This is a genomic window from Bacillota bacterium, from assembly GCA_040755295.1.
Taxonomy (GTDB): Bacteria; Bacillota; Desulfotomaculia; order Desulfotomaculales; family Ammonificaceae; genus SURF-55.
The window spans coordinates 22520-48215 of record JBFMBK010000012.1 but is presented as its reverse complement, the minus strand read 5'-3'; the positions used below and the strand labels follow the sequence as shown (position 1 = coordinate 48215).

The window sequence follows — 25696 nt, the reverse complement described above, 5'->3', positions numbered from 1 at the left end:
GAAAGTGGGACATAGTACCGTAACGGACAGCGAAAACCCATACCTTCTCAAGAAACCACAATTGCAGGGCGCGGTTCTGCAACAACCGTCCTCTGAGACAATGTGCTGCCGTATACCCATTGCCACTTACCGCCTCCAGTTCAACCAGCGGTTCGGCTTCTCGGACGCCCGTACGCTGGTGCCGTACCTCGAATCTTTAGGCATTACCGACATTTACACTTCCCCTCTCTTTCAGGCCCGTCGAGGAAGCGGTCACGGCTATGACGTGACCGATCCCACCCGTTTCAACCGGGAATTAGGAGGCGAAGAAGGCTTTGCCGCACTGGCCGTAACGCTCCGGCAAAAGGCCATGGGACTGTTGCTTGATATCGTACCGAACCATATGGCTGCCGATAGTCAGAACCCATGGTGGTGCGATGTGCTCCGGTACGGACTGGATTCACCGTACGCGACCTACTTCGATATCAACTGGTATCCGCCGAGGCCCGGCCTTGCAGGAAAGGTGCTGCTTCCCATCCTCGGCGCGCCTTACCATGCAGTCCTGGAAAATCAGGAGCTTTCCCTGATCCTGTTTCAAGACGGCTTCTGGGTGGCGTATCACCAGGAATCCCTGCCGCTCAATCCGAAAGCACACGCCCGCATCCTGGGACACCGTTTGGATGAACGCGAGACAACCCTGCAGGAGGATGAGCCCGCTTTCGTGCAATTGGTTCAATTGCGCGATGATTTCAAACGATTCCCGGAGCGCGCCACGGAAAGCGGCCTTGATGAAGCGTTCCGCGAAAGCACTAGAAGGCTCTGGCGTTTATACAACACTTCCGGCGTTATTAAGAGCTTTATTGACGAAAACCTGAAGATTCTTAACGGGATGAAGGGGGATCCGCGCAGCTTCGACAACCTGGACCAAATATTGGCCGGACAGAATTACCGCCTTGCCTTCTGGAAGGTAGCAAACCGCGAGATTAACTACCGCCGTTTTTTCGACGTGAGCGGTTTGGCATCTATAAGGATTGAGGAAGAAGATGTTTTTGAGGCCACCCATGCGAAGGTTATTGAAACGGCCCGGTCAGGACAGGTTACGGGGCTGCGTATAGACCATATCGACGGCCTGCACGACCCCGTCGGTTACCTTGACCGGCTTCAGAACCGCCTTTGCGGGAACGACCCGCACCCCGGTTTCTTTGTGCTGGTCGAGAAGATTTTAGGCGCCGACGAGGACCTTCCTTCGGACTGGCCGGTTGACGGCACCACCGGTTATATCTTTCAAAATGCGGTAAACGGTGTTTTTATCGACCGGCGCGGGGCGGATAAACTCGATGAAATATACGCCCGTTTGAGCAGTTATGAAACGGAATTTCCCGACGTAGTCTACGTTCAGAAGCGCCGGGTAATGTTCCAACTGTTTGCCGGGGACGTATATACGCTGTCGCGACAACTGGGCAGACTTGCGGAAGCCGACCGCTACGGACGCGACCTTACCCTTTCCGATATCGAGGAGGCGCTTGTCAAAGTCACGGCATGCCTTCCCGTTTACCGGACCTATATCCGCGACTTCAATGTTTCACCGCGCGACCAGGCGTATATCAACGGTGCGATCCAGGAAGCCCTCGCGCGTCAGCCCGCGCACACCCCGGCATGCGAATTCCTGCGAAGGGTGCTGCTGCTGGATTTTCCGGCGGACCTACCGGCGCGGCAAAAAAAAGACTGGCTGCAGTTTGTGATGCGCTGGCAGCAGTTCACCGGACCGATCATGGCCAAGGGCTTTGAAGACACGGCGCTTTACGTATACAACCGTTTAATCTCGCTGAATACGGTTGGAGGCGACCCTGAAACCGTAGGGCTTTCCGTCCCGGAATTCCACCGCTTCAACCGTTCGAGGAATGACCGGTGGCCTCATTCCATGAACACAACGTCGACTCACGACGCCAAACGAAGTGAGGACGTTCAGGCAAGGATCAACGTGCTGTCGGAGGTTCCCGGCATCTGGGAAGTTTTCTTGGACAGATGGCGTTCCTGGAATTTGAAGTCGGTGGTAAACGGCATCACGGTGCCTGACGGAAATACAGAACTATTGATTTACCAGACGCTGATCGGCGCATGGCCGATCGATGAAGAGGAAATCCAGGCCTTTAAGGAACGAATTCAGAGCTATCTGGTGAAGTCGTCCAGAGAGGCCAAGATATATACAAACTGGCTGAACCCGGATGTAGAGTACGAAACGGCCCTTGCCTCATTTTTAGATGCAATCATCGAACCCTCCGCCGACAACCGGTTCCTGCCCGATTTTATGCGGCTGCAGACCGTTACCGCCTATTACGGCGCCTTGAACTCGTTGTCCCAGGTGCTGCTTAAGGTTACCTCACCGGGAATACCGGATTTTTACCAGGGAACGGAACTTTGGGACTTCAGCCTCGTAGACCCCGACAACCGGCGTCCCGTGGATTTCAAGAAACGTACGGCGTTTCTGGCGGAACTGAAGGAGCAGGAAGCCGCAACCCCCCCTGATTTCACCGGAAGACTCCTGTCCACCTGGAAGGACGGTAAGATCAAGCTTTACCTTACCTCCAAGGCCTTGTATTTTCGTAAAAATCACCAGGATTTATTCTCCTCCGGCGAGTACATCCCCGTGAAAGCAGCCGGACCTTTAAACGAACACGTTTGTGCCTTTTGCCGCCGTCTCGGCGACGGTTGGTCTTTGACAGCGGTCCCCAGGTTACTGGCCCGACTGCAGAAAGCAGCCCGCTTATTGGAGGCCGAGGGAACACCGGCTGATCTGACTCCTCCCCTTAATGAATCCGTATGGGGGCAAAGCGCGCTTGTTCTTCCGGAAGGAGCGCCTCTGCGCTGGCAGAACGTCCTTACAGGTGAGGAACTCAGCGTTGTGTCCCCAGGCATAACCGGCGCGAACCCGGCAGATGACAAGGTGCTTCTACTCGCCGACCTGTTCTGCAGTTTTCCGGTTGCGCTTCTCGAAGGATTGGATGCTTGAAGGATTAACATTGCCTTCGGTTCTCAACGATGCCCTTAATCATCGTTAATTCGTCCCATATACCCCGGGTTATCAAGAACCTTTCGCGCACGCTTTCACGCGCCCTGCTTCCGATAGTCTGCGCCATAGCGGGATTCTTCAAAAGATACATTATACGCTCAATCAGTTCGCAAACACCTTTATTCCCGGGCGTTATCAAGAAACCGTTATAACCGTCCGCAATCTGCGCGGGAATACCACCCACATTGCCACCAATGACCGGTTTTCCTTTCCACATACCTTCCGTTACCGTCAGACCGAATCCTTCCTTCAGCGAAGGCTGTAAAATGACACTTGACGCCCGCTGAAAGGCATTAATTTCGCGGTGACAGTCCGGGGGAAGATTAAGTAGATGAACGTCCGGTAAACCCCTCGTCTTTTTCTGCAATTCTTCAAAAATGATTTGATTTTCCGGGTCGTCGCTGGCGGTTCCCCCCACCAGAAGCAACTGGCAGCATATTTCTTTATGAACCTCTGTAAATGCATCCAGAACCACACTATGCCCCTTGAAAGGGTCAAAACGGGAAACTATTGTGATCAGGGGCTTTTCTACGGGATCTTCCACCCCGTGCTCTTCTAGAACTTCATTTATTTCGCTTGCAGTCATATCCCGGTTTTTTTCGGAAAACGGGTCGATGTACGGTAGTATCACATAAGGGTTGACGCGCCAACGTGGAATGAACCTGCTCGCGGAATATATGTTTCCATCATAAAGCTCAATAAGCGGCCTGAGATAATCCATCATCATCAGCAGTTCCGTATCCAGCTGTATATGACACCGCCACAACCACTTCTGTCTTTCCCGCACCTTTTCGGGAACATAAGCTATAAGGCCTGCGGGTTGAGGGTCGTGGATGATTACAACGTCCGCATTCTCGTTAATTAGATTATAGTTTTGCCTATTATTGTCCCAGTAGATCTTGGTTCCGAGAATGTCGACCGCCCCGGGCCGTCCCTGTAAAAAGTTGTGCAGCGTCTTTGTAAAAGCAAAAAAGGCGTTGTCGCCCCCGATGACCTCCCAACTTACATCGAGTCCGAGTTCCTGCTCGATAGGGATAACAGATTTGAGCATCTCGGCCACCCCGCCTCCGACACGAGCCGAATTCACCTGCTGAAGCTTGATTCCTTTCAGTTCTTCTCCAAGTTTGACAATTTCCACGATCTTTTCTTCACCGATGAATCCGGCATAACGCCCCAAGTCTCTTTGCTGCGACCTTTTCCCGGAATAACGTCTTCCGTTGATCTTAGCAACCTGCGCCAAACAGCACTCCCCCTATCCTCTTTTCCGCTTCCGACAGTGTACGGGACATGCATCCTATTCCGGTTACAATACAAGGTTATTAACTGGTTTACTCCTCAAACATCGCCTTCTTCCGGCACGATACAGAGGAAGACAAATTCGGTGTCCGACACGCTTGTAAACTGGTGTTCCGCGTTCGATGGGACGTAAGCGATAGAACCCGTCTTCAGGGGATATTCCCGGCCTTCAAAAAAACACGTTCCCTTCCCCTGAAGCACATACATAATATGCGGCCACGGGTGGCTGTGACGCGGCGTACATCCCTTATCCCTTATGGTAAAGCGTCGCATTACCCAGCCCTGCCAGCCGTCTCCGGGTCCGATTACCGTTTGCTTAATCACGTTTTGCGCGCCGGGCGCGGCGATTGCTTTCTTTTCCCTTTCATCGATATGACCGATGAACATAAAAAAACCCCTCCTTATAGGCTTATCGGTAGGAATAAGACAGTACTTCATCTCCGGACCCGAATTGTCCTGCCTTTTATGTGAATGCGCCTATTCAGGCGTTCCTCCTTCGGACGCGGCGATAAGCTGACGGTGAAAAATAAAATGGCGAAGTACATACGTACTCCGCACTTATACCAGCCAGGTTGCCGCCGACGCGGTTACTCTTCGGCCATTTCCTTTATCTTCTGCGCATAAAACTCCGTCAGCGACTCCGCAATTTCCATTGATGCCCCTTCGCTGAACACCCGGCAAACCGGCTCTTCAGGATCGGGGAGAATAAGCGCCCATCCGTCAGGGTGATAAACCTTAACCCCGTCGAGTAGTTCAAGCTGCTGCGCCGGTTTTTCTTCGATCAGCCTCCGGATTACCGTTCCCTTTGCCTCCCAGGATACCGGCACCTCCCGGCGCGTAAGGAAAAACGCCGGGACTTCATCCACCAGATCACCCAGACCGATTCCCTGCTCGTACACGAAAGAAAAGATACGAACAAGCGCGGCAAGAGCGTCAAATTGTAGCAGTATCTCGTGCGCTTCGGCCGATGAAGCCCTCTTCCAGAGATCCTGGCGCGCGGATTTCGTCCGGATAACCTCTGCGCTGTAACGCGCCGCCAGGATATCGATCACCTGCGGCGCGGTGACCGGCACAACCACGGGGCCGCCGCGTTTTTTCAAGGCTACCAGCGCAAGGATTGCCGTAAAAAGGTCATCCTGGATTATACGGCCCCGCTCATCGATCAAAACGATGTGGTCGGCATTCGCGTCAAGCACCGCCCCGCCGTCCGCCCCGTTTTCGACCACAGCCTGACAGACGCCTGGAAGCATTTTCTGGTATTCTTGCCAGGGTTTCGGGTTACTCCCGGACACTTCTTTTTCAAAGCTGTACAGCACGAATCCAAGCCTCTGCGCTATCGGCCCCAGAAGCCGCCCGAGATTCGCTTCCTCGTACAGCAGAACTAGTTTCAGCCCCGCGTTTTTCAAACCTTCGGCACCGTAACCGCACAAATGGTCTATGTAGGCCCCCGACACACCCGGGACGAACTCCGGTGTATATATTGCGGAGGCGGTCTCGCGTGCGAAATCCTCCCGGTAGTACACCTGTTCTATGTTTCTTTCTATACCCCTGGAGATGCTCCCGCCTTCAGCGTCGGTGAAAACCATTCTCAACCTTTCCGGGTCCTGTATTGAAAGAAGCACGTGCACACCGCCGCTGCACCCTAGAGCCCTGGTCGCAAAGCGGTGTACCGGGGTGGTTCCTTCCCCAAAGTCCTTGACCTTTATCCCGACTGATTGCAAGCCGGCGATCAGGGCGGATTTCACCATCCTGGAAACCGGATAAACGTCGCTAGAAACCCCTACCGTCGCCCTTTTTCCGGAAACGGCCCCGAAACAACCTCCCAGACGAACGGCAAGCTCCGGCGTAATCTCCAGGTTGGCCAGTCCGATGATTCCCTCGTTTCCGAAAAGGTGCTGGGGAGTGCCGTTACCCCACACCAGGCTTTCGTGAACCGTGGCGCCTGTTTCCACCAGCTTGTGCGGCCAGAGTTTTACCCCCGGTTTCAGCATCCCCCGTTCTCTAACAATTGAATGATCCCCCACGACCGCGCCCTCGTAGACCCCCGCATCAGCCTGTATCTGAACCTTGTTAGCCAGAATGGCGCCTCTTAAGGCCGCCCCCCGCCCGAGGAAACAGTGGTCCCACGCCACACTTCGTTTTATGCTGGCACCCGGCTGAACGGTACATCCCCTTCCAAGCACCGTAAACGCTCCTACGCACGCGCCCGCTTTGACTTCCGTGTTTTTCCCGATTACCAGCGGTCCCTTAAGCCGGGCCTCCGTATCAACCGCCACCCCGTCTTCCATCCATACACCGGGTGAAACCTCCCGTCCCGGAAGGCCGGCTCCGACCATCCCGGACAACAGGTCCCGGTGCGCCTTCAGGTAGGCGTCCAGTCCGCCGATATCACACCAGTAACCGTCCATTACATAGCCGTACAACGGTCTTTTATCTCTCATCAACAGCGGAAAGAGGTCCTTACTGAAATCGAAACTTTTTCCGTTTGGGAAATAGTTGAATATTTCCGGTTCCAGGATGTAAATCCCGGTATTCACGGTGTCGCTGAAAACCTCCCCCCACCCCGGTTTCTCAAGAAAACACCGGATGCGCCCGCCCTCGCCGGTGATAACCACACCGTATTCTAGGGGACAACTCGCTCTGGCAAGAACTATGGTGGCAATGGCGCCCCGTTTCCGGTGAAAGTCTATGGCCATGGAAAGGTTGGCGTCAGTCAGGGCGTCACCGCTTACCACCACAAATGTCCGGTCGAGGAAGGCGGCGGCGTTTCTTACGCTGCCCGCCGTGCCGAGGGGATTCTCTTCGACAAAATAGGAAATGTGAACACCAAACCCGCTTCCATCACCAAAATGCTGCATAATCACATCCGGAAGGTAGCGTAGTGTGCACCCGATCTCCCTGATCCCGTTTCCCTTTAACAGGTCGACACAGTACTCCATCATAGGCCGGTTGGCCACCGGCACCATCGGTTTTGGCCGGTTACAGGTCAACGGCCGCAGTCGCGACCCCTCTCCTCCGGCCATTATAATCGCTTTCAATGTATCCCTCCCTTGGTAAATAAGTGTTCTTTTGAAGGGCGCGACGATAAGCTGCGTATAGCTTTGTCAGTCTAGCAGGGCCGGGTCCTCTCGTACCCCCTCAGTACGTTCCGGCCCGTCCCAGCGACGCTTTCGCGCTCTACTTGCTTCTCCCCGCGCGCCGTATATGTTTCAATATCGCCTCGAAGCTTGAAGCTTACGGGGCCTACATTTTCATCATTCATCATTCATCATTCATCATTTACCTGCTACGCGCGCCCCAGCAGTTGGTACACCTTGCCGCTTAAACGCGGCCGTACTTCAGTAAGTTCAGGCCACCGGACCCTCCGGCGGTTCTGCCAGACCTCGTCGTAAACCATCCTTGTCTGTCGGGCGACATCGTCCCAGTTGCATTCCTTCAATACCTTGCGGTAAGCCCTTTCACGCAACGCGCCCGCCAGTCCGGGGTCGTTCAGGAGTCGGGAAACCCTCTCGGCGAGTGCCGCCGCATTATCCGGAGGGCACTTAAGCCCTTCAATACCGTCGTGCACGATCTCGCTTAAACCACCCGTATCGGCCACTACAACGGGGGTTTTTGCCGCCATCGCCTCCAACGCCACCAGCCCGAAGGGTTCATAAAGACTCGGAAACACCGCCACAGCCGCCCAGCTGTAAAGCGCGTTTCGCGTTGAATCGTCCACATATCCGGTAAAATACACCCGGTGCGCGATGCCCAGACGGTCCGCATAATGCCGCAGCTCGCTCTCATACGGCCCCTTGCCGGCAATCACAAATTTCGTCCTGGGGTGTCGCGCCAGTATTTCGGGAGCAGCCGCAAGCAGCACCTGTACCCCTTTTTCACGAACCAGACGTCCTATGTAAAAGACGATCTGCTCGTCGGTCGCCGCATACCATTCGCGGGTCACCCGGTTATCGTTCATCGTAAAGTTATCTGGTTCAACGCCGTTCTGGATGGTGATTAATTTATCAGACGGCACCTGGAAGACGTATTTCAACTCACCTTCCATATACCGGCTGCAGACAATAATCCGCCACGCCTCGTACGCAAGCCACCACTCCACACCGCTGATAAACCTTTGCGTTTGATTATGAAGCCCATTATTGCGCCCGAATTCGGTGGAGTGAACGGTGGCTACTAAAGGAAGGCGGTGCGCATGCTTCAGCGCTCTGGCCGCCCAGGCTACCAGCCAATCGTGAGCGTGGATCACATTCACATCGCGTACCCGCTCAATCGTAGGAAAGGCACGCTCGAGCAGTGCGACATTAAACTGCATCACCCAGGTTGTAAAGTCGGGAGTCCCGGTAGTATAAGGATGGACCCGGTACACCCGGACCCCGTTAATGTCTTCGACCTCCGGCGCGCCCGCGGTTCCGCATGTAAAAACCAGGACTTCCGTCCCCTGCCTGACCAGCGCATTGGACAAATCATACACATGCCGAGCCAAGCCCCCCACGTTATTCGGCGGATACTCCCAGGAGAGCATCGCAACCCGCATCAAGCATCCTCCTCTTAAAATAGTACTTCTTTTGCTTGGCGCCGCGATAAGCTTCCCATAGCTGCCAATTGCGAGGTGGGAGGTGAGAGGTTAGAGGTTAGAGGTTAGAGGTTAGATGCTTGTGGGAATTCGCTTATATGGGCGAATTCCTTTGAGAATCTCACTTCCAACTTCTCACTTCCCACTTCCCAATTGTCCGGCCCTTCCTTGCCAATCTTCCTTGCTCTGCTTGCTTCTCACGGCGTTCCGTTTTTATTACACTAATGCAGCTAAGCAACACGCTTACGGGTCTGTATTCTCATCATCGTGCCCAGCACTTATTCCAACATTTGTAATCGTTAACGGATAACACCGAAGCACCAAAGCCGTGGTATCGTACTATCAGTACCAAATACCTTCTGAGTGCTGGGCATGGGTGACTCCTTCATAAGTTTTTCCGACTTTGGGACTTCCAAAGGGGCAGGTATTCTTTTCATTGACGCTGTTTCAACCGCGGCGCGTACTGGATGCAACCTTCCGGTTCGTTATACAACCTGAAAGTGCAGCCGTTTAAAATCATATTCACACCCGCAGATACACTATTCATGTCTTGTTTTGTCGCAGTGAAGAATCGCAGCCGCCGCGTGCTGTCGGTATTATTCCCTTAAATAAAGGGCTCAATCCGCGCTTATCTAAACGCTTTGCCGTTTATGAAATGAACAGGATGACTCTGAGGTAATCTGAATATACAAAATCCTTGCCAAAGTGAAGGTTTTAAGAGAACCGGACGCAGTTGTTCACCGTTATTCCCGGCACTCAGCCGAACAAACGCGGTAACTATTCAGGTGCTCCCGAGGGCGCGGCAATAAGCGGCGCATAACTTCGTCAGGCTTGCCGGCATTTGAGAGGTGAGAGGTGAGATGCTTGTGGGAATCCGCTTAAGCCAATTCCTTCGAGAATCCCACTTCCGACTTCCCACATCTCACTCCCAATTGGCTGCGCCTTCCTCGTTTTACTTGCTTCTCGCCGCGTTCGGTATGTGTTAGGTGACGGCTGAACAGTTACCAAACGCACCCGTTTATTGCGAGTCGGCCGGTCTTCTTCGCTGAGCGCCGGGGGGTTGAACCGGCGAACGTGATTCAGTTTGCTATACCATCCTGCCCGCGTGAACGGCGTAACTCCAGTTCAAACCGCCGTTATTGTCCCACCTGTTCGCGTTGCAGCGGAAACAAAAATTCATGCGATCCTCGTCGTAAGGGACTTCAAAAGTCTTAATCCATCCCCACCCGGTCCGGGACATCCTAAAGTCCTGAACCCTGTGCCAATCCCCCCCGGTACCGTAGCCGACACGAAGGTAGATCTGATCGGCGCCGTCCTGCGCCAGTATCCCGTTATAAAAAACGGTGATTTCTTCTCCGGCCGTAATCGGTGTAGGATCAACCACTACCCCACCGGGTATATTTGCGGGATGAACCTCCTGGTACTGTTCGACACCGACGCCATAGTGTTGCTGGTAATTCACGATTTTTTTCCTCCTTAAAAATTAAGTTTCCAACAGAAACAGCAGTAGTATTATACCCCTGAATTCTTTCAATAAACCCAAAGCAGGGAAAACACGATACTGCTGCGGCTGGTCTTCTTTCGAACGATTACCTGTAGGAAATCGGAGGTTAAGATTAGATGAGTGACAATCGGTAGCATGTAAAAGAAAAGCCCGGTCATTAAAAGATTAATGGGTCATCTCATTCTACATTCCTGCATTCTATATTCTATATTCTTCACTATTTTCCGGTCATTTTTGTCTTAACGAGTTTTATTAACGCGTCGACCGCCCGGCCCACGTTTTTTACAAGGAGTTCAATCTCTTCGGTCCTTGCCGCGTCGATGTGCACGCCGGCAACCACCACCACCGGCTGGTTAAAGTATACCGCCAACCGCTCCGCAACGGGACGGGCCACCTCTTCGTCGCGATGGCCGTAAAGCGGTACCACCGTCGAGGTGGCGCGCAGCTTCCCCGGTTCGGACATCGACGGCCTCGGGAGGGAGAGAACAACGGCGCCGACATGGGGCTTTTCACCGCCGAGCACCTGTACAATAAGCCCGTCTTTTGTCAGCGTGGCCTGCGCTTCGATCTCATACCTCCCATCTCCCGCTTTTGCCGTACAATTTTGCATCGCCCTTCCCCCTATAACAACAAAAGTCCGGTATTACCGGACATCCTGCCTTTTAAGCAAAACCCGCTTGTCTCCCAATCGTTTGGTGACTCTCTTGAGGTCAAAGTATTCTAAAATCGGCAAAGCGTACTTGCGCGAGGTATTGAATAAATCCCGCACCTCGCCAAGTGAAATCTCGCCTTTTGATTGAAGCGCTGTTACGAGCTTCGCCTGGATCTCCCGCAGGGCTTCATTGTGATAAAACAGATCCTCGGAGACCTTCACCAAGGTTCCCGTACGCAGGAGGTACGAGGCGTACTCTCCCGCCTCTTCCGGCATAAGTCCGGCCTGTGATGCCGCATCATCCCAGTTTGGAGGCTGGAGTTTACCCCGGTAAACCTCTTCTATCCTCTTCAAAACCGCTGTCGCGGCTCCTGACGGCTTGCCGGTAAAATCCGCCGCCGTGACCGCCTGCGGTAGAATCCCGATCATCCCGTCATCCGCCATCACCTGCAGCAGCGCCTGGAAAACACGGTTATTGACATCCGGAAATACCCGCGAACGAAGCTCTTCCTTGGCATACCCCTCGCGCAGGGGGAACTCCCTGTGGTAGGCTCGAATCAGTTCCTGTATCCGGCGCGCCAAATCCGAGTAACGCTCTGCGTGGAAAAGATAAATCTGGCTGTCGACCGTGACTAACTTTATGCTTCCTTCTCCCGCAAGCTCGTCCGCAACCGCCGCAACAACATCCTGTTCAAGACCGGTCGCCTCCGCAAGTCTCCCGGTTTCCACCGTTGTGCCGGCGGTCCCGAGGTACGTTAGTACCTTTTCGGCAGGAGTGCCGGTTTCCAAGGTGTCGAGGTATTCGATCACGTCTTTGCGAAATCTCTTCTTTCGCTTCGCTGCAGGCTCCAGCACGGTTCCTCCCCCTATGGTGGTAACCGGGGAGATCGAACGTAAAACAAAGCGTTCGTGTCGTCCGGCCACGACCGGCTCCTCAAGTATGAACTGCGCGTAACAGGACTCTCCCGGCGCAAGCTCGTCCCGTTCAAGCAGTACGACTCGTCCTGTTACTTCAGCCGTTCCCATATGGAAACGCACGCGGGAACGGTTCTTAACGGCCTTGACTTTCGGCAGGAGGAAAACACGGGCGTCCACCAAAACCGAAGGGGTAAAAACATCCGGTGAGGCCAAAACGTTCCCCCGAACTACGGCCTGTCTGTCGAGCCCGGCCAGATTTACAGCCACGCGTTGGCCGGCTCGCGCCGTCTGAGTCCTGGTGTTATGCACCTGGATCGAACGCGCTCGCGCCGCCGCTTTCTGGGGCAACACGTCCAGGGTGTCGCCCTCCTTTACCGTGCCGGAAATCAGTGTTCCGGTGACCACCGTACCGAAACCCGAAATCGTAAACACCCGGTCAATCGGCAGCCTGACCGGGCCGTCGGACACTCTTTCCTGAGTAGACCGGACAAGCGCGCTGATGGCAACAATCAGTTCCTTCAGCCCCTCGCCGGTAACGGCGGATACCGGAATAACCGGCGCCCCGGCCAGCGCTGTACCGTTGACATAATCGCGGACCTCCTCGGTCACCAGTTCAAGCCATTCCGCGTCAACCAGGTCTACCTTGCTCAGCGCTACCACACCGCGGTTTATGCCCAGGATTCTAATGATATCGAGGTGCTCCCTGGTCTGCGGCATTACACCTTCGTCGGCCGCCACCACGAGGAGAACTATATCGATACCGCCCACCCCGGCTACCATGTTTTTGATGAAACGTTCGTGCCCCGGAACATCAACAATTCCGGCCCTCACGCCGCCGGGGAGATCGAGGTATGCAAAACCAAGTTCAATCGATATGCCCCGTTCCTTCTCCTCTTTGAGCCGGTCCGTATCCACACCGGTCAGGGCTTTGATAAGCGCCGTCTTCCCATGGTCCACATGCCCCGCCGTGCCGATGGTAACATACTTCACCTAACCACCTCGTACATATTTCAGCAAGCCCCGCACAACTACCCTCGCACCGCGCTTTGCAAAACTTTTACAACTTCGGGTATTTCCGGAGGACAAACGGTTCGGACGTCGAACACCAGGGCACCCTTTTCCGCCCTGGCAATGACCGGCGGGTCGGCCAGCCTTAGCCGCCGCTGCAGCTCATTGACGCTCAGGCCGGAAAACTCGACGCAAACCAGTGCCGTGATCGGCGTGGCGGTCGGCATCGCGCCGCCGCCGACCTGGGAAACCCCCTCCTCCACCCAGACGCTGGCCTTCCGCCCGAAAGCTTCACAAACACCTGCAGCCAGTTCATCCGCAGCCGCCTTCAGCTCTTCAACGGGCCTTAAAAGCATCTGCAAGGTCGGTATTTCCCGCAATGCGTCATCTGGGTCAAGATATTCCCGCAGAGTGGCCTCCAGCGCCGCAAGGCTTAGCTTGTCTGCACGAACCGCCCTGGTAAGCGGGTTTTTCTTCATCAGCTCTACGTATTCCCGCCTTCCTACGATGATTCCCGCCTGCGGGCCTCCGAGAAGCTTATCTCCACTGAAGGTGACCACGTCCACCCCCGCTCTCACAACCTCCTGGACCATCGGCTCATACGGAATCCCGCAGCGGCTCAAATCGACCAGCACGCCGCTGCCCAAATCGCACATCACAGGAAGGTTGCGCTCGCGCCCTACGGCGACCAGTTCCGCCACCGGTACCTCTTGCGAAAAACCGATTATCCGGTAGTTCGACATATGAACGTTCAACAGCGCGGCCGTTTTCTCGTTTATCGCCTCACGGTAATCCCGGCGATGAGTTTTGTTGGTACACCCGACCTCAACCAGGACGGCACCGCTTTGGTGCATCACGTCCGGTACCCGGAAAGAGCCGCCGATTTCCACCAGTTGCCCGCGGGATACAATCACCTCGCGCCCTTTGGCCAGTGTATTCAGCGCCAGAAGGACCGCTGCGGCGTTATTGTTCACGACCAGCGCCGCCTCGGCCCCCGTCAGGCGGCACAACAGTTCTTCAACCAGGAAGTACCGCTGCCCGCGTTTTCCTGAAACAAGATTAAACTCAAGGTTGGAAGAGCCGGACGCGGCCTGCGCGACAGCCTCTTGCGCCCTCTTGCAAAGCACCGCCCGCCCGAGATTGGTATGAAGGATTACTCCGGTGGCGTTTATAACACGTCTCAGGTTTGGGCGCACCGCCGTCGCCACCAGCCGGGCTATGACCTCCCGCCCCGTCTCTACCGGTTCATCACTCAGGATCTCCTCGCGCAAACGGTTTATAACCGCGCGGACCGCTTCCACGACCACGCCCCGGGGATGTTCTTCCAGGAGCAGGAATACCTCCGGCCAGCGTATCACCTCGTCTACCGCAGGAAGTTTTCGTAATGTCCCGCTTTTATCATCGGGCGGCATTTTTTCACCTCCATCGGTTATTTATCGTTAACCGTCTACGTATCCGGGATTCCTCTTGCGATTCCCGCTCTTATTAAAACGTTTCTATGATTTTATAGTCGGTTGTGCGCTGTACCGGCGTATAGCCGGCATCGCGGATCGCCCTGAGGATGTCGTCCCGCAGGACGCGGTGGCTGGCTCCCGCAGCCCGGACCACGTTTTCTTCCAGCATCGTCCCGCCGAAATCATTCGCTCCGAAGGCAAGCGCTACCTGGCCGACTTTTGCGCCCTGTGTCACCCACGAGGCCTGAATGTTCACTATGTTATCGAGAAAAATGCGGGAAACCGCGAGAACGCGAAGATAATCCACCACCGGCGCCTGTTTTCCTCCAAGCGCGTTGTTCCCCGGCTGGTACGTCCAGGGGATAAAGGCGGTGAATCCGCCGGTCCTGTCCTGAACCTCACGGATACGCCGCATGTGCTCCACCCGTTCCTCGGGCGTGTCAACCGATCCGAACATCATCGTCGCAGTCCCGAACAAACCGATTTCAAACGCCGCGATCATTACGTCCAGCCATTCCTGCGCGTTTATCTTCCGCGGGCTGATCACCCGCCTGACCCTGTCTACCAGGATCTCCGCCCCGCCGCCCGGCAGGGAATCAAGACCGGCTTTTTTAAGCCGGCGTAAAACATCTCTCACCGTTAGCCCCTCGAGCCGGGCAAGGTGAACCACCTCCGGCGGTGAGAGTGAATGAATGTGCACACCGAACCGCCGCCTGATTTCCCGGAAGAGGGTTTCGAAATAGCCCAGGCCGAGGCGGGGGTGAAGCCCTCCCTGAATCAAAACCTGCGTTCCGCCGGCGGCCACTAATTCTTCGATCTTATCCATTATTTCCTTATTACTCAGAACGTAAGCGTCATCGTCCCCCTCGCTGCGGTAGAATGCGCAGAAGAGGCATGCGGACTGACATACATTAGTATAATTAATATTGCGGTCAACCACGAAGGAGACGATACCTTCCGGGTGCAGCCGGTTCCGGATCAGACCCGCGGTCCGCCCGACATCCAGAAGCCTCGCTTTTTTATAGATCTCGACCGCTTCCGCCGCCGAAAGGCGCTCCCCTCCCGCCGCGCGGTCCAGAATCGCATCTGCGCCCGGGCATGACTGCAAAACTCCGCCAGGTTCCGTGAGACTCACCCCCGTCTTACGCCCGTAGGATTCATGATATCTCCAGGGTTCTCGTACATATCTTAAACACTCGTGTTCAGTCGCCGTATAACTTCTCCGGATAAATCGACAGCGATTGAACGCGGTCCTCGATCAACCCGGACTTATAAGCGTAATCATAGTAAAGAAGGAGCGCCCGCTGATAGCCCGTATCAAAATCATGCCGGATCAGATCAAAATACTCTTCAAGCACGGACCCCGGCAGCCTCGTCCGGCGGCGGGCGCTGCGGATGATCTCACTAAGGTGGTCCATCCCCTCCACCTTCGCCGCTGTTATCGCTTCCGACAGTGCGTTGGTTTCGCCGGGAAACCGGTCTGCGAATTCCTTTCTCACTACCCACAAGGCATAGACCATCTTCTCCCCGGTAAAATCTTTCCAGACCTCTCCCAGATCAGTGACCCTTATGGGAAGCCCTTCGTCCAATACGCGATGGTGCGCAATCAAGGCGTCATCTCCGATCAGCAGGGCGGCTTCCGCTCCCCGCAGCATCGTATCCAGGTCCGGCTGCTGCACCGAAAATGCGGCATTCACATGATAATAGTGCTCAAACAAGATGTGCAACAGGTCAGCCGAGGTAGAGGACGAGCTTGTCAGCGCGATCCTGCAGCCCTCGAGTTCGGTAACAGGGATACGGCTGAACAGCAGGATACTGCCGACACGGCCGTCAGCGCTTATTGAGATGTTGGGGAGAATCAGACATTCCCGGGAATGTCTGGCGTATTCAATCGATGAAAGAGGGGTAACATCGAGTTTCCCCTCGAAAAACATCTGGTTCAGCGCCGTGGGCACACCCTTAATGATCCTTAAGGGACAACCCGCGGAGACCAGCTTTTTCGCAAAAGCATAATAAACGGGAAGGCAATTAAGGTAATCAACCCGCCCTAAACGGAGTTTCAAATTCAGAACCCCTCCCTGACCACATTGTAAAGCGCATCGCGTTCCACCGGAGCATAACCCGCCGTTTTAATCAGTTCAACCATTTCCATACGCGCAAATTCCTGCGCGGTATCCGCACCGGCGCTGTGCGTGATTTTTTCCTCGACAATCGTTCCGTCGATGTCGTCCGCCCCCATGGAAAGTGAGATCTGTGCAAGCTTTGGGCCGATCATGATCCAGTAAGCCTTTATGTGTTCAAAGTTATCGAGCATAAGCCTTGCTACGGCAAGGGTTTTAAGGTCGTCGTAACCGGTGGTCTGTTTTAATCCCCACTTTTCCATTTCGGTATTCGCCGGATGAAAAGCCAGCGGGACAAAGGTAATAAAACCGCCCGTTTCGTCCTGCAGTTCTCGCAATTTGAGGAGGTGCTCAACCCTTTCTTCGACTGTCTCTACATGGCCGTAGAGCATCGTGGCATTCGTTTTAATACCGAGCCGGTGAGCCGTAGCGTGTACCTCAAGCCAGCGTTCGCCGCTGATCTTCCGCGGGCAGGTCAGCCGCCGCACGCGGGGTGCGAATATCTCCGCCCCGCCGCCCGGAAGGCAGTTCAATCCGGCAGCCTTTAACCTGTTCAAAACCTCGTCCACCGGCAGTTCGTGGCGCCCGGCCAGATAGTCCACCTCTACCGCCGTAAGGGCCTTGACCGTCACCCCCGGCACAGCGGCGCAGACGCGGCGGAGCATTTCCTCAAAATACGGCAGTGTCAATTCCGGGTTCAACCCGCCGACGATGTGCACCTCGCGGACACCCATCGGCCCGGCCGTCCTTGCCTTTTCCTCGATCTCCTCCAGCGTCAGGGTGTAGGTGTCCTTGTGCCCTGGAAGTTTGCCGAAAGCGCAGAACAGGCAGCGGTTGATACAAACGTTGGTGTGGTTGATGTGACGGTTTACCGTAAAACACACCCTGTCACCGTGCCGCCGCCGACGAACGACATCGGCCAGGTATCCTGTATTCAGCAGATCAGTGGATTTATAGAGCGCAATACCGTCTTCCCTGCCGAGTCTTTCGCCGTTGTTCACCTTTTCCGCTATTCGCAGAAACGGTGTATTAAATCCCTGAATCTTTCCCAACCCGGATCCTCCGTTTTACCCCAGTAATATATCGAGCATGGTGAATATGAACATCCCCACGCTTAGAATGCCGTTCATATTAAAAAAGGCTACACCCACCCGGGAAAGGTCTCCCGGGCGCACCAACCGGTGTTCATAAAAAAGAATGATCACCGCAAAAGCCACGCCCGCTAAATACATCGGCCCCAGGCGTAAAATCACCCCCGTCGTTATAAAGAAAACAGGCGCCAGTACATGGCACAACCGTGCGACCCACAGTGCAGGACCGATCCCGAACCGCGCGGGCAGAGAAAAAATCTTCTCTTCCCGGTCAAAGTCATAGTCCATACAGGCATAAACTATATCGAAACCCGCGACCCATAAAAGCACCCCGCAGCCGAGAAGCACGGGCGCCAACGCAAACCTGTCCGTAATCGCCACCCAGGTCGCCACCGGGGCAAGTCCCAGCGTAAGTCCCAGGTAGAAGTGGCACGCCCATGTGAACCGTTTGCTGTAGGAGTAGGTCCATAGTATGACTACCGCCGGAAGGAAAAGCTTCAACGCCAGGGGACTGAGCTGCCACGCCGAAACCATGAGCAGTGCGAAGGACAGGAAGACATATATCCATACCTCCCTTACGGAAATCAACCCCTGCGGGAGCGCCCTGCCCGTGGTTCTGGGGTTCCTGGCATCGATTGAACGGTCGATCAACCGGTTGAGCGACATGGCGGCCGTCCGCGCACCCGCCATCGCCAGTGTGACCCACAGGATGTCGTGTCCCGAAGGAAGCCGCTGCTGCGTCAGCAGGGCGGCGATATAAGCGAACGGGAGGGCGAACACCGTGTGCTCGAACCTGATCATCGACAGAAACGTCTTCAGCTTGTCAAAGAATCTCACCAAGGCTCACCTTGCTTTGTATCCGACGCCCTGTTTAATCACCGCCGGTATGTTTGTTAAAAGCCATATTCCTTCCATTTTTCTTCAACCAGCGCTTTTATCTCCGGGTCCATCACAATATCTTCCGGCCACTCTCGTTCGTGCCCCTCACCCGGCCACTTCCTGGTGGCGTCGATTCCGATCTTCGATCCGTAAGCGAACCGCGGAGAGGAATGGTCAAGAACATCAAGCGGCCCGTCGGTCAGTATTACGTCCCGGCGCGGGTCAATGTTGTTGAAAACCCGCCACCAGACCTCGCTCATATCCTGAACGTTGACGTCTTCATCCACCACGATCACCAGCTTGCTGAAAGAGAGCTGTCCCATTCCCCAGACTGCGTTAATGACCTTTCGGGCTTGTCCCGGATAAGACTTCCTTACCGAAACCACAACGCAGTTATGCACCACGCCTTCTACCGGGAAATTTATATCGACCACCTCCGGCAACTGCAGCCGGATCAGGGGAAAGAAAAGACGCTCACTGGCTTTGGCGATAAAGGCATCCTCCATCACCGGCCTGCCGACGATTGTTGCCGGGTAAACAGGATTTTTACGGTGGGTTATGCAGACGACATGAAAAACCGGATAATCGTCGGCGAGCGAATAATAACCCGTATGGTCGCCGAACGGGCCCTCAAGCCTTTTTTCACCGCAGTCGACGTAGCCCTCGAGGATTATTTCCGCGTGAGCCGGGACTTCAAGATCAACCGTCTCACAGCGTACCACTTCCACCGGTTCCTTACGCAGGAATCCGGCGAACAACAACTCGTCAATCCCTTGCGGCAGCGGCGCTGTGGCGGCGTATATCGTGGCCGGATCGCCGCCGAGGGCCACGGCCACCGGCAGTTTGTCGCCCTTGGCGCAGGCCTTCCTGTAGTGCGCGGCACCGTCCTTATGAATGTGCCAGTGCATGCCGGTCGTTTTAGCGTCAAACACCTGCATCCGGTACATCCCCGCATTCCTCTGGCCGGTTTCCGGGTCCTTAGTAAAAACCAGCGGCAGGGTGATAAACGGACCCCCGTCGTCCGGCCAGCATTTTAACACCGGCAGGCGTGTAAGATCCGGGTCCTTCACTATCACTTCCTTACACGGTCCGGAACGAACCACTTTGGGGATGAAGGAAGAAAGCTGTGCCAGCCGCGGCAGCGCTTTCAGCTTTCCAAGGAGACTCTGAGGCAGTTCCGGCTGGAGAAGCTGACCTATTTCCTCCCCCAGCAGGTCCAGGTCCGTGGTGTTAAGCGCCAGCCTCATCCGGTCAAGGGTACCGAATATATTGATTAGAACGGGGATATCATACCCCCGCACGTTTTCAAACAGAAGAGCCGGGCCGCCGGACTTTACAACACGGTCGGCGATCTCGGTGATTTCAAGCTCCGCGCCTACCACCGTCGAAATCCGTTTTAGTTCACCCTTCTGCTCCAGGGCTTTCATGAACTCCCGGAGGTCCCGGTAGCCCAAAACAACCACTCCTCGGGAAATAATTAAACCGCCAAGACGCCAAAAACACCATGGGGCAAGGAAAACATATGACAACAGTTAAACCGCTGTTTCCAAATCGATATTTTCATCCTTATAAACATGCCTTCGCTGCCCTTAGGGCACAAAACGTTATAATAATAGTGTTTTTCAGATTTTATGCGTTCCGCATTTTGGTTCCCTTGGCGTCCTGGCGGTTGATTAATCTCTGTGTCCTTTGTTGTGAATAACCCCTCTTTACCTTTTCGTACCGACGTGCACCGCAACAATCCCGCCCGTAAGCTCGTGACACCGGGCGTCTGCAAGCCCCACCGCCGCGAAAAGGTTTCTTATCTCTTTCTGGTGCGGAAAAGCCTTCATCGAGTTCGGCAGATAGCTGTAAGGGCCGTCTATTCCCGCACCGAGGCGCCCAATGAATGGTACCAGCCGATTACAATAAACATGATAGATCTGTTTAAAAACCGGGAAACTCGGTTTGGCAAATTCAAGTGACACCACGCGCCCTCCCGGACGAACAACGCGCATCATCTCCTCGATCGTACGCCGGATGCTGGGTACGTTTCTCAAGGCGAAGCCGATGGTGGCACAATCAAAGGTGTCGTCCGGAAACGGTAAATCCATAGCGTTTCCCCGAATTAATTCGATTATATCTTTATAGGCCGTTCCGGCGATGTTTTTCCGTCCTTTCGCCAGCATCTCTTCGCAGAAATCAACACCTACGATCCTCCCCCGGAGTCCCGTCGCTTTAGCCTGTTCCAGCGCAAGCATTCCCGTCCCGCAACAGACATCAAGCCCGTAACCCCCATCCTCAAGACCGCACTGGGCCACGGCAAAACGCCTCCAGTGCTTGTCCCGGTTCAGACTTAATAACGTGTTCAGAAGGTCATAACGGTGGGCAATGCTTGCGAAAAGTTTATGAACGTAAACTTCTTTCTTTCGGTATTCCTGAGGATAATCCATTACTTCTCCTTGCGTTGCGCGGGCCTGACGTACTTTACGAGTAAGGGTTCCGCGATCCTGATTCCCGAATATCGACTCCTATTCCCACTGTCCATTCCTGCCTCTTGCTTCCCGTTCTCCCGCATCTCGCTTCTATCTTCTACCTACTATCTTCTACTGGCTACCGCCTCCTACTTCGTTGCGGCGGCCTCCAAACCCGCAATGCTCACGGTAACCAGGTCCAACGCTTCTTTTAGCTGCTGCCGCGCGGGAGCAAGGGGTAATTTCAACAAGGCTTCCCGTGCTTCCTTAATGTAACCTGCGGCTTGAAACGAGGAAACCTTACGCTTCAGGCAACCGTATACCATTCCCAGGCTGATCCCGTAAGCGTAAATCCGGTCGACAAAATCAACCCCTGCCAGCATGCCTGGCAGCCGGCAGCATTCCCCGAACAAAAGAGCCGATTCCTTTTTCAGGACGCCTGGTTCAATCTCCCCGTTCTTTGCGGGCTCAACCGCCGCCTCGCACTCGGCGCACACAACCTTAGACAGCGGTACAAGCAACTGCTGCATTCCGGCCTCGGCGAGAACCCTGAAAGAAGCGCTGAAAAGATAATCACCGAGGAGTATCAACGCCTTGAGGTCGTCGCAGGCTATATCTTCTAACTTCACCGCCCGGTCATGAACAACGGTTGCAAAAAAAATAAACTGGACCGCCTTTGCCACAGGAACCACACTTGCAGAATCCAGCCCGCATAAATGCGCCGCTGCATATACCAGTGCCGGGCGAATATTATATTCAATGATATTGTCCTTCTGCAAAACGCTATAGTCGATGCCCCCGCTTCTTTTAACCGCTTCGGCCACCGCCTTATGCACTTCGTCAAGTTCTTCACGTATCGGCAGCAGCAACTCCGAACAGTCCAAACCGGTTCCTCCCTTGCGCCTTATGAAAACAATATATTCGCATGGAGCGCCTGTTTTTCCTGCATCTTTCAGAAGTTTCCTGAGTTAAGCCGAACGCAGGCCCCTTTTGCAAAGACCGGATAAAACAAATAGACCCTGCAAAACTCCCTTTCTGTTTGCAAGGCCTAAGTCGAAATCCTTTTCTTTTCTAAACCCGTACTAATAAAAACCCCCCCTAAATCGCTTGGGCTGACTGGTCATATTCCGGCGGGATAATCCCCCGCTCTTGCTCCGTGGCCACTATGTCCGTGGCGCAAAAATGACGCTTAAGATAATCGCACGCGTGCCACGGATCAACCCTCTCGCCGCAGGTGAACACGTCCACCGCCGCGTAACCGAGTTCCGGCCATGTATGAATCGCAAGGTGCGATTCTGAAATCACTACGACCCCACTAATCCCCTGGGGACTAAACTGATGAAACACACACTCCCGAACTTCTGCTCCTGCCTCGAGTGCGGCATCGACCATGATTTTCTCAACCAGCTTCATGTCGTTCAGCATATTAAAATCACAGCCGTAAATTTCGGCTAAGATATGCCGACCCAAAGGTTTCATTTCATTTATCTCCCCCTTTGCAAAATATTTCTTAAGTTACACCGCCTTTTAGCTGGGTTCCCCGGCAATTCAACAACTTGCAAGGTCCCGGTCAAGCAACATATAGTGGTTCGCGTAAAACAGTCAATCACAATTTTAACACATCCCCCCTTGTTGTCAACAAAATCTTAGCCTGGGATAAATTTATTATTCCATCGCCACCCTGTTTTCGAGTCTGCCGATCCCTTCAATATCGACAACCACGATATCACCCGTTTGAAGCGGTCCTACACCGCTCGGGGTACCCGTCAGGATGACGTCTTCGGGGTGGAGTGTCATAACATGAGACACAAAGCTTACCAGATAGTTTACATCGAAAATCAGGTTGCGGATATTGGAAAACTGTTTCCGAACCCCGTTTAAATAAAGAGAAATCTCCGAATGACACATGTCGGCGCCTGTTACAATATAAGGGCCCAACGGGCAAAATGTGTCAAAAGATTTCGCCCGCGTCCACTGTCCGTCCTTTTTCTGGAGGTCGCGCGCCGTAATGTCGTTCGCACATGTATAACCGAGGATGTGCTCCGGTGCGGCATCGCTGCTGACCCGCCGGGTGGTCGCACCGATCACCACCGCCAGCTCGGCCTCGTAGTCGACCTGTCCGGCCATCGGCGGGTAAACGATATCTTCACCGGGCCCGATTAAAGCGGTCGGCGGCTTCAAAAACAACACCGGCTCTTCGGGATAAGCAAAACCCAGTTCTGTGGCATGGTCGCGGTAATTAAGCCCTACGCACACGATCTTACCGGGACGGCAAGGGGCAAGAACCCCGAGACCTTCAAGGGGAATACCTTCCACCGACGGCTTCCCGGAAAAGCCTTCGGACATAGGGTATACCATTCCCTCTTCGAGCATCCCCGCAAACGCTCCCCGCGGGCCGTTAAAATAGCCTAACCGCATTTTAATCAGTTTCCCTTAGGAAGATATACAACAGCGGTGGGATGCCGAATATGGTTGCCGTCGCCGCCGCCACGGTACCCGAGTCATTGAAAAGAAAAGCAGCCACAGTGGTTACCACCACTCCGATGAAACCCTTGAAAAGATACGGGTAGCGGCCGCGGAAAACCCTCATCACGCCTATCGGACGGTAGAACAGGAGTAACAGCCCTCCGATGCCCGCGGCCAGGACTCTTGACCAGATGGTGTAGCGGAACAGCTTAAAATTCATAGCCATTTTGCGTGAAATAATATCCAGGAGGGCCATCGGATCGCGCAGGACCAGCAGCAGATTCCGGCCGAAGTGCGATTGCGCTCCCGAACCCCGTAACAAATCAAGACCGACGATCAGCGCAGGTATTAAAGCCAGCAACGCAACCGACACTATTGCCACGCGCCACCTGAACCTTATCCCGGCAAATGCGATGAAGGTGACCGTAAAAGCAACCACCGATGTGAGGAGCCCGCCGAAATTTGCCCCGAGACCCGGCGCGCCTAAAACAAAGGTGACTATCAGCCAGAAGACCGCTATTCCAAGGAGAGTTAAACGCCCTGAACGGATGCTCAAGATACCGGCGCTCCCCATAACGGCTGCGCTGGTCAACACTCCCATGTACTCGTTGCCTATACCGTAAAACCGCGCCCCTCCCAGAGGATCGTAACTGAAGATAGACTGCCTCAGAAGCACGTTTCCGGTACACGCGTCAGACAGCAGCAACCCCACGGTAATCAGCGAAAGGAATATTAAACCGGCAAGGGGCTTCCGTTTTTCAAATACCATAGTCAGAAAGGTCATTACGGCGGTGACGGCTATGATACCGGCGGTATAAGAAACAATTTCCAATGTTCCGAGAAGAGGAACGAGCAGACAAGCGGTGGGAACACACATGATGCTCAGCAGCAACGGGTGAAGCCCCAATCGTTCCGCCCAGGTCCGTTCCCGTAAAACTATAAGCAGCACGGCGGCTATCAGCAACGCGAGAACGTAGATAAGGTAAGCCTTAATCAGCCGGGTCCTGTAATTGTGAACAAATAGAGTCTGCCGGCGCAGATCAAATATCTCCCGTGACTGTGCGACACCTCCGACAAAGTTAACCGGCCGCCCCGTCATTGTTCCCCGGGGTTGAACGTCAAGAAACCCCAGAACCGACGGCGCCAGGTCAATGTTCATGATTATACCCTGACGCCTGGTCGAAGGTGAAGAAAGGACGGTCCCCGGGGGTACGCCGCCGCCCGCAATAATCACCGGTGTGAACCAGTCGCCGCCCTGCTGCGCCGCGGTTGAAGGGGTGGGAGAAACAATGATAAGGCGGTCTTCGCCGCCAAGATCAAGATCGTCCGCCAACTTCCCCGCAAAGGCATCCGCCCGCCTGAGCGTTTCTTCCCAACGACCGGGAAAAACCTCTTCCTTTATCTCCCTGCGCGCTTCATCAAGGCGGGAGGTATCGCCGAGATCTATGACGATAAAGTTCGCTTTATCTTTCAAGTAAAGCCAATTATTCCACAGAACGTTGTAATCCGTGCGGGTACCGCCCGGAAAAAGCGGATCGCGAACAAGGAGTCCCCGCCCGACTTCACCCGAATCCACAAGGCCGCCGTTATCCATGGCGATAGTGGCGATCTGACGTCTGGGACGGTCGCGCCAGTCGGCGTTTCCCAGACAGGCGGCACTAATCCCGGCCGTGTTTAATGTTTCCCCGATCCCCCCCGGTGTCACCGGATGAGGCAGGGCATCGTTATCCTTCAACAGCCGGGCGATTTCCAACACCACCACATTCTCCGGGGCAGGGACGAGGCCGGTGCGCTGGGTGAACTCTTCACTGGCCTTAGTGCCGCCGGTAATTTGCTCCGCGGCGTTATAGGAATAGGAGCCGGTGTTGGTCGCCACGGCATGCGCTCCCGCCCCTATGGTGGCATAGGCGCTTTCGGGGTTGCGTGTACTCCCCGTACTGGTGTTCAGAAGTCCAAGGCCGCCCGCTCGCGCAAGGCGCGGGATATTAACCAGAACCGGGTTCTGTAAATCATCAACACTCAGACGGTCGATGACCAGCATCACCACCCGGCCCTTTTGTTCCGCTGCCAGCGCATTCCCGCCGACTAACAAACTAAACGCAAGACACAAACTCAGGCAGGAAAGCAGACTTATAAGCAATAACCCTCTTTGGCGCCGCACGGAATACCCCCGGGTTCGATTTAGGCTGTTTTGTTTAAAGAAAGAAACCCAAGGCAGACCTTACCTACTCAG

At 54.6% G+C, this 25696-nt stretch carries 19 protein-coding genes; 1 reads left to right on the top strand and 18 read right to left on the bottom strand.

From position 1 onward, the window contains the following. The first annotated feature begins 4 nt into the window (after nucleotides 1-4). Nucleotides 5-2989 (top strand): malto-oligosyltrehalose synthase, encoded by a 2985-nt coding sequence (treY, locus tag AB1500_09670; protein ID MEW6183424.1) that lies wholly within the window; start codon nucleotides 5-7, stop codon nucleotides 2987-2989. Nucleotides 2990-2993: 4 nt separating this feature from the next. Here the strand turns inward: treY and AB1500_09665 are convergent, their stop codons facing one another. From AB1500_09665 to AB1500_09580, 18 genes are all read right to left on the bottom strand, one after another. Then, entirely contained in the window at nucleotides 2994-4289 is a 1296-nt protein-coding gene (locus AB1500_09665) for a glycosyltransferase (GenBank protein ID MEW6183423.1), read from the bottom strand. A gap of 95 nt (nucleotides 4290-4384) precedes the next feature. Further along, entirely contained in the window at nucleotides 4385-4732 is a 348-nt protein-coding gene (locus AB1500_09660; protein MEW6183422.1) for a cupin domain-containing protein, read from the bottom strand. Nucleotides 4733-4932: 200 nt separating this feature from the next. Further along, nucleotides 4933-7383, bottom strand: coding sequence for a sugar phosphate nucleotidyltransferase (locus AB1500_09655; protein ID MEW6183421.1), 2451 nt, complete (start codon nucleotides 7381-7383; stop codon nucleotides 4933-4935). A gap of 248 nt (nucleotides 7384-7631) precedes the next feature. Further along, nucleotides 7632-8879, bottom strand: a complete 1248-nt coding sequence (locus tag AB1500_09650; protein MEW6183420.1) for a glycosyltransferase family 4 protein — start codon at nucleotides 8877-8879, stop codon at nucleotides 7632-7634. A gap of 1126 nt (nucleotides 8880-10005) precedes the next feature. Beyond that, the gene (locus AB1500_09645) at nucleotides 10006-10380 is read right to left on the bottom strand and encodes a carbohydrate-binding protein (protein ID MEW6183419.1); all 375 of its coding nucleotides are present in this window, start codon (nucleotides 10378-10380) and stop codon (nucleotides 10006-10008) included. Nucleotides 10381-10639: 259 nt separating this feature from the next. Further along, complete coding sequence (locus tag AB1500_09640; GenBank protein ID MEW6183418.1) at nucleotides 10640-11032, bottom strand: hypothetical protein; 393 nt, start codon at nucleotides 11030-11032, stop codon at nucleotides 10640-10642. Nucleotides 11033-11065: 33 nt separating this feature from the next. Continuing rightward, nucleotides 11066-12982, bottom strand: coding sequence for a selenocysteine-specific translation elongation factor (gene selB, locus AB1500_09635; GenBank protein MEW6183417.1), 1917 nt, complete (start codon nucleotides 12980-12982; stop codon nucleotides 11066-11068). A gap of 38 nt (nucleotides 12983-13020) precedes the next feature. Next, entirely contained in the window at nucleotides 13021-14412 is a 1392-nt protein-coding gene (gene selA, locus AB1500_09630) for an L-seryl-tRNA(Sec) selenium transferase (GenBank protein ID MEW6183416.1), read from the bottom strand. Nucleotides 14413-14485: 73 nt separating this feature from the next. Beyond that, complete coding sequence (mqnC, locus tag AB1500_09625) at nucleotides 14486-15589, bottom strand: cyclic dehypoxanthinyl futalosine synthase (GenBank protein ID MEW6183415.1); 1104 nt, start codon at nucleotides 15587-15589, stop codon at nucleotides 14486-14488. A 67-nt stretch (nucleotides 15590-15656) separates the two neighbouring features. Then, complete coding sequence (locus tag AB1500_09620) at nucleotides 15657-16517, bottom strand: menaquinone biosynthesis protein (protein ID MEW6183414.1); 861 nt, start codon at nucleotides 16515-16517, stop codon at nucleotides 15657-15659. A gap of 2 nt (nucleotides 16518-16519) precedes the next feature. Further along, on the bottom strand, nucleotides 16520-17617 hold the full coding sequence (mqnE, locus tag AB1500_09615) for an aminofutalosine synthase MqnE (GenBank protein MEW6183413.1): 1098 nt from the start codon (nucleotides 17615-17617) through the stop codon (nucleotides 16520-16522). A gap of 24 nt (nucleotides 17618-17641) precedes the next feature. Then, nucleotides 17642-18502 (bottom strand): UbiA-like polyprenyltransferase, encoded by an 861-nt coding sequence (locus tag AB1500_09610; protein ID MEW6183412.1) that lies wholly within the window; start codon nucleotides 18500-18502, stop codon nucleotides 17642-17644. 56 nt (nucleotides 18503-18558) lie between these two features. Then, nucleotides 18559-19998, bottom strand: a complete 1440-nt coding sequence (locus AB1500_09605) for a menaquinone biosynthesis decarboxylase (GenBank protein ID MEW6183411.1) — start codon at nucleotides 19996-19998, stop codon at nucleotides 18559-18561. A gap of 255 nt (nucleotides 19999-20253) precedes the next feature. Next, on the bottom strand, nucleotides 20254-20976 hold the full coding sequence (ubiE, locus tag AB1500_09600) for a bifunctional demethylmenaquinone methyltransferase/2-methoxy-6-polyprenyl-1,4-benzoquinol methylase UbiE (GenBank protein ID MEW6183410.1): 723 nt from the start codon (nucleotides 20974-20976) through the stop codon (nucleotides 20254-20256). A 170-nt stretch (nucleotides 20977-21146) separates the two neighbouring features. Next, complete coding sequence (locus AB1500_09595; protein MEW6183409.1) at nucleotides 21147-21881, bottom strand: hypothetical protein; 735 nt, start codon at nucleotides 21879-21881, stop codon at nucleotides 21147-21149. Nucleotides 21882-22095: 214 nt separating this feature from the next. Continuing rightward, the gene (gene speD / locus AB1500_09590; GenBank protein ID MEW6183408.1) at nucleotides 22096-22476 is read right to left on the bottom strand and encodes an adenosylmethionine decarboxylase; all 381 of its coding nucleotides are present in this window, start codon (nucleotides 22474-22476) and stop codon (nucleotides 22096-22098) included. A gap of 186 nt (nucleotides 22477-22662) precedes the next feature. Beyond that, nucleotides 22663-23343, bottom strand: coding sequence for a fumarylacetoacetate hydrolase family protein (locus AB1500_09585; protein MEW6183407.1), 681 nt, complete (start codon nucleotides 23341-23343; stop codon nucleotides 22663-22665). Nucleotides 23344-23416: 73 nt separating this feature from the next. Then, nucleotides 23417-25624, bottom strand: coding sequence for a hypothetical protein (locus AB1500_09580; GenBank protein MEW6183406.1), 2208 nt, complete (start codon nucleotides 25622-25624; stop codon nucleotides 23417-23419). Nucleotides 25625-25696 lie beyond the last annotated feature (72 nt).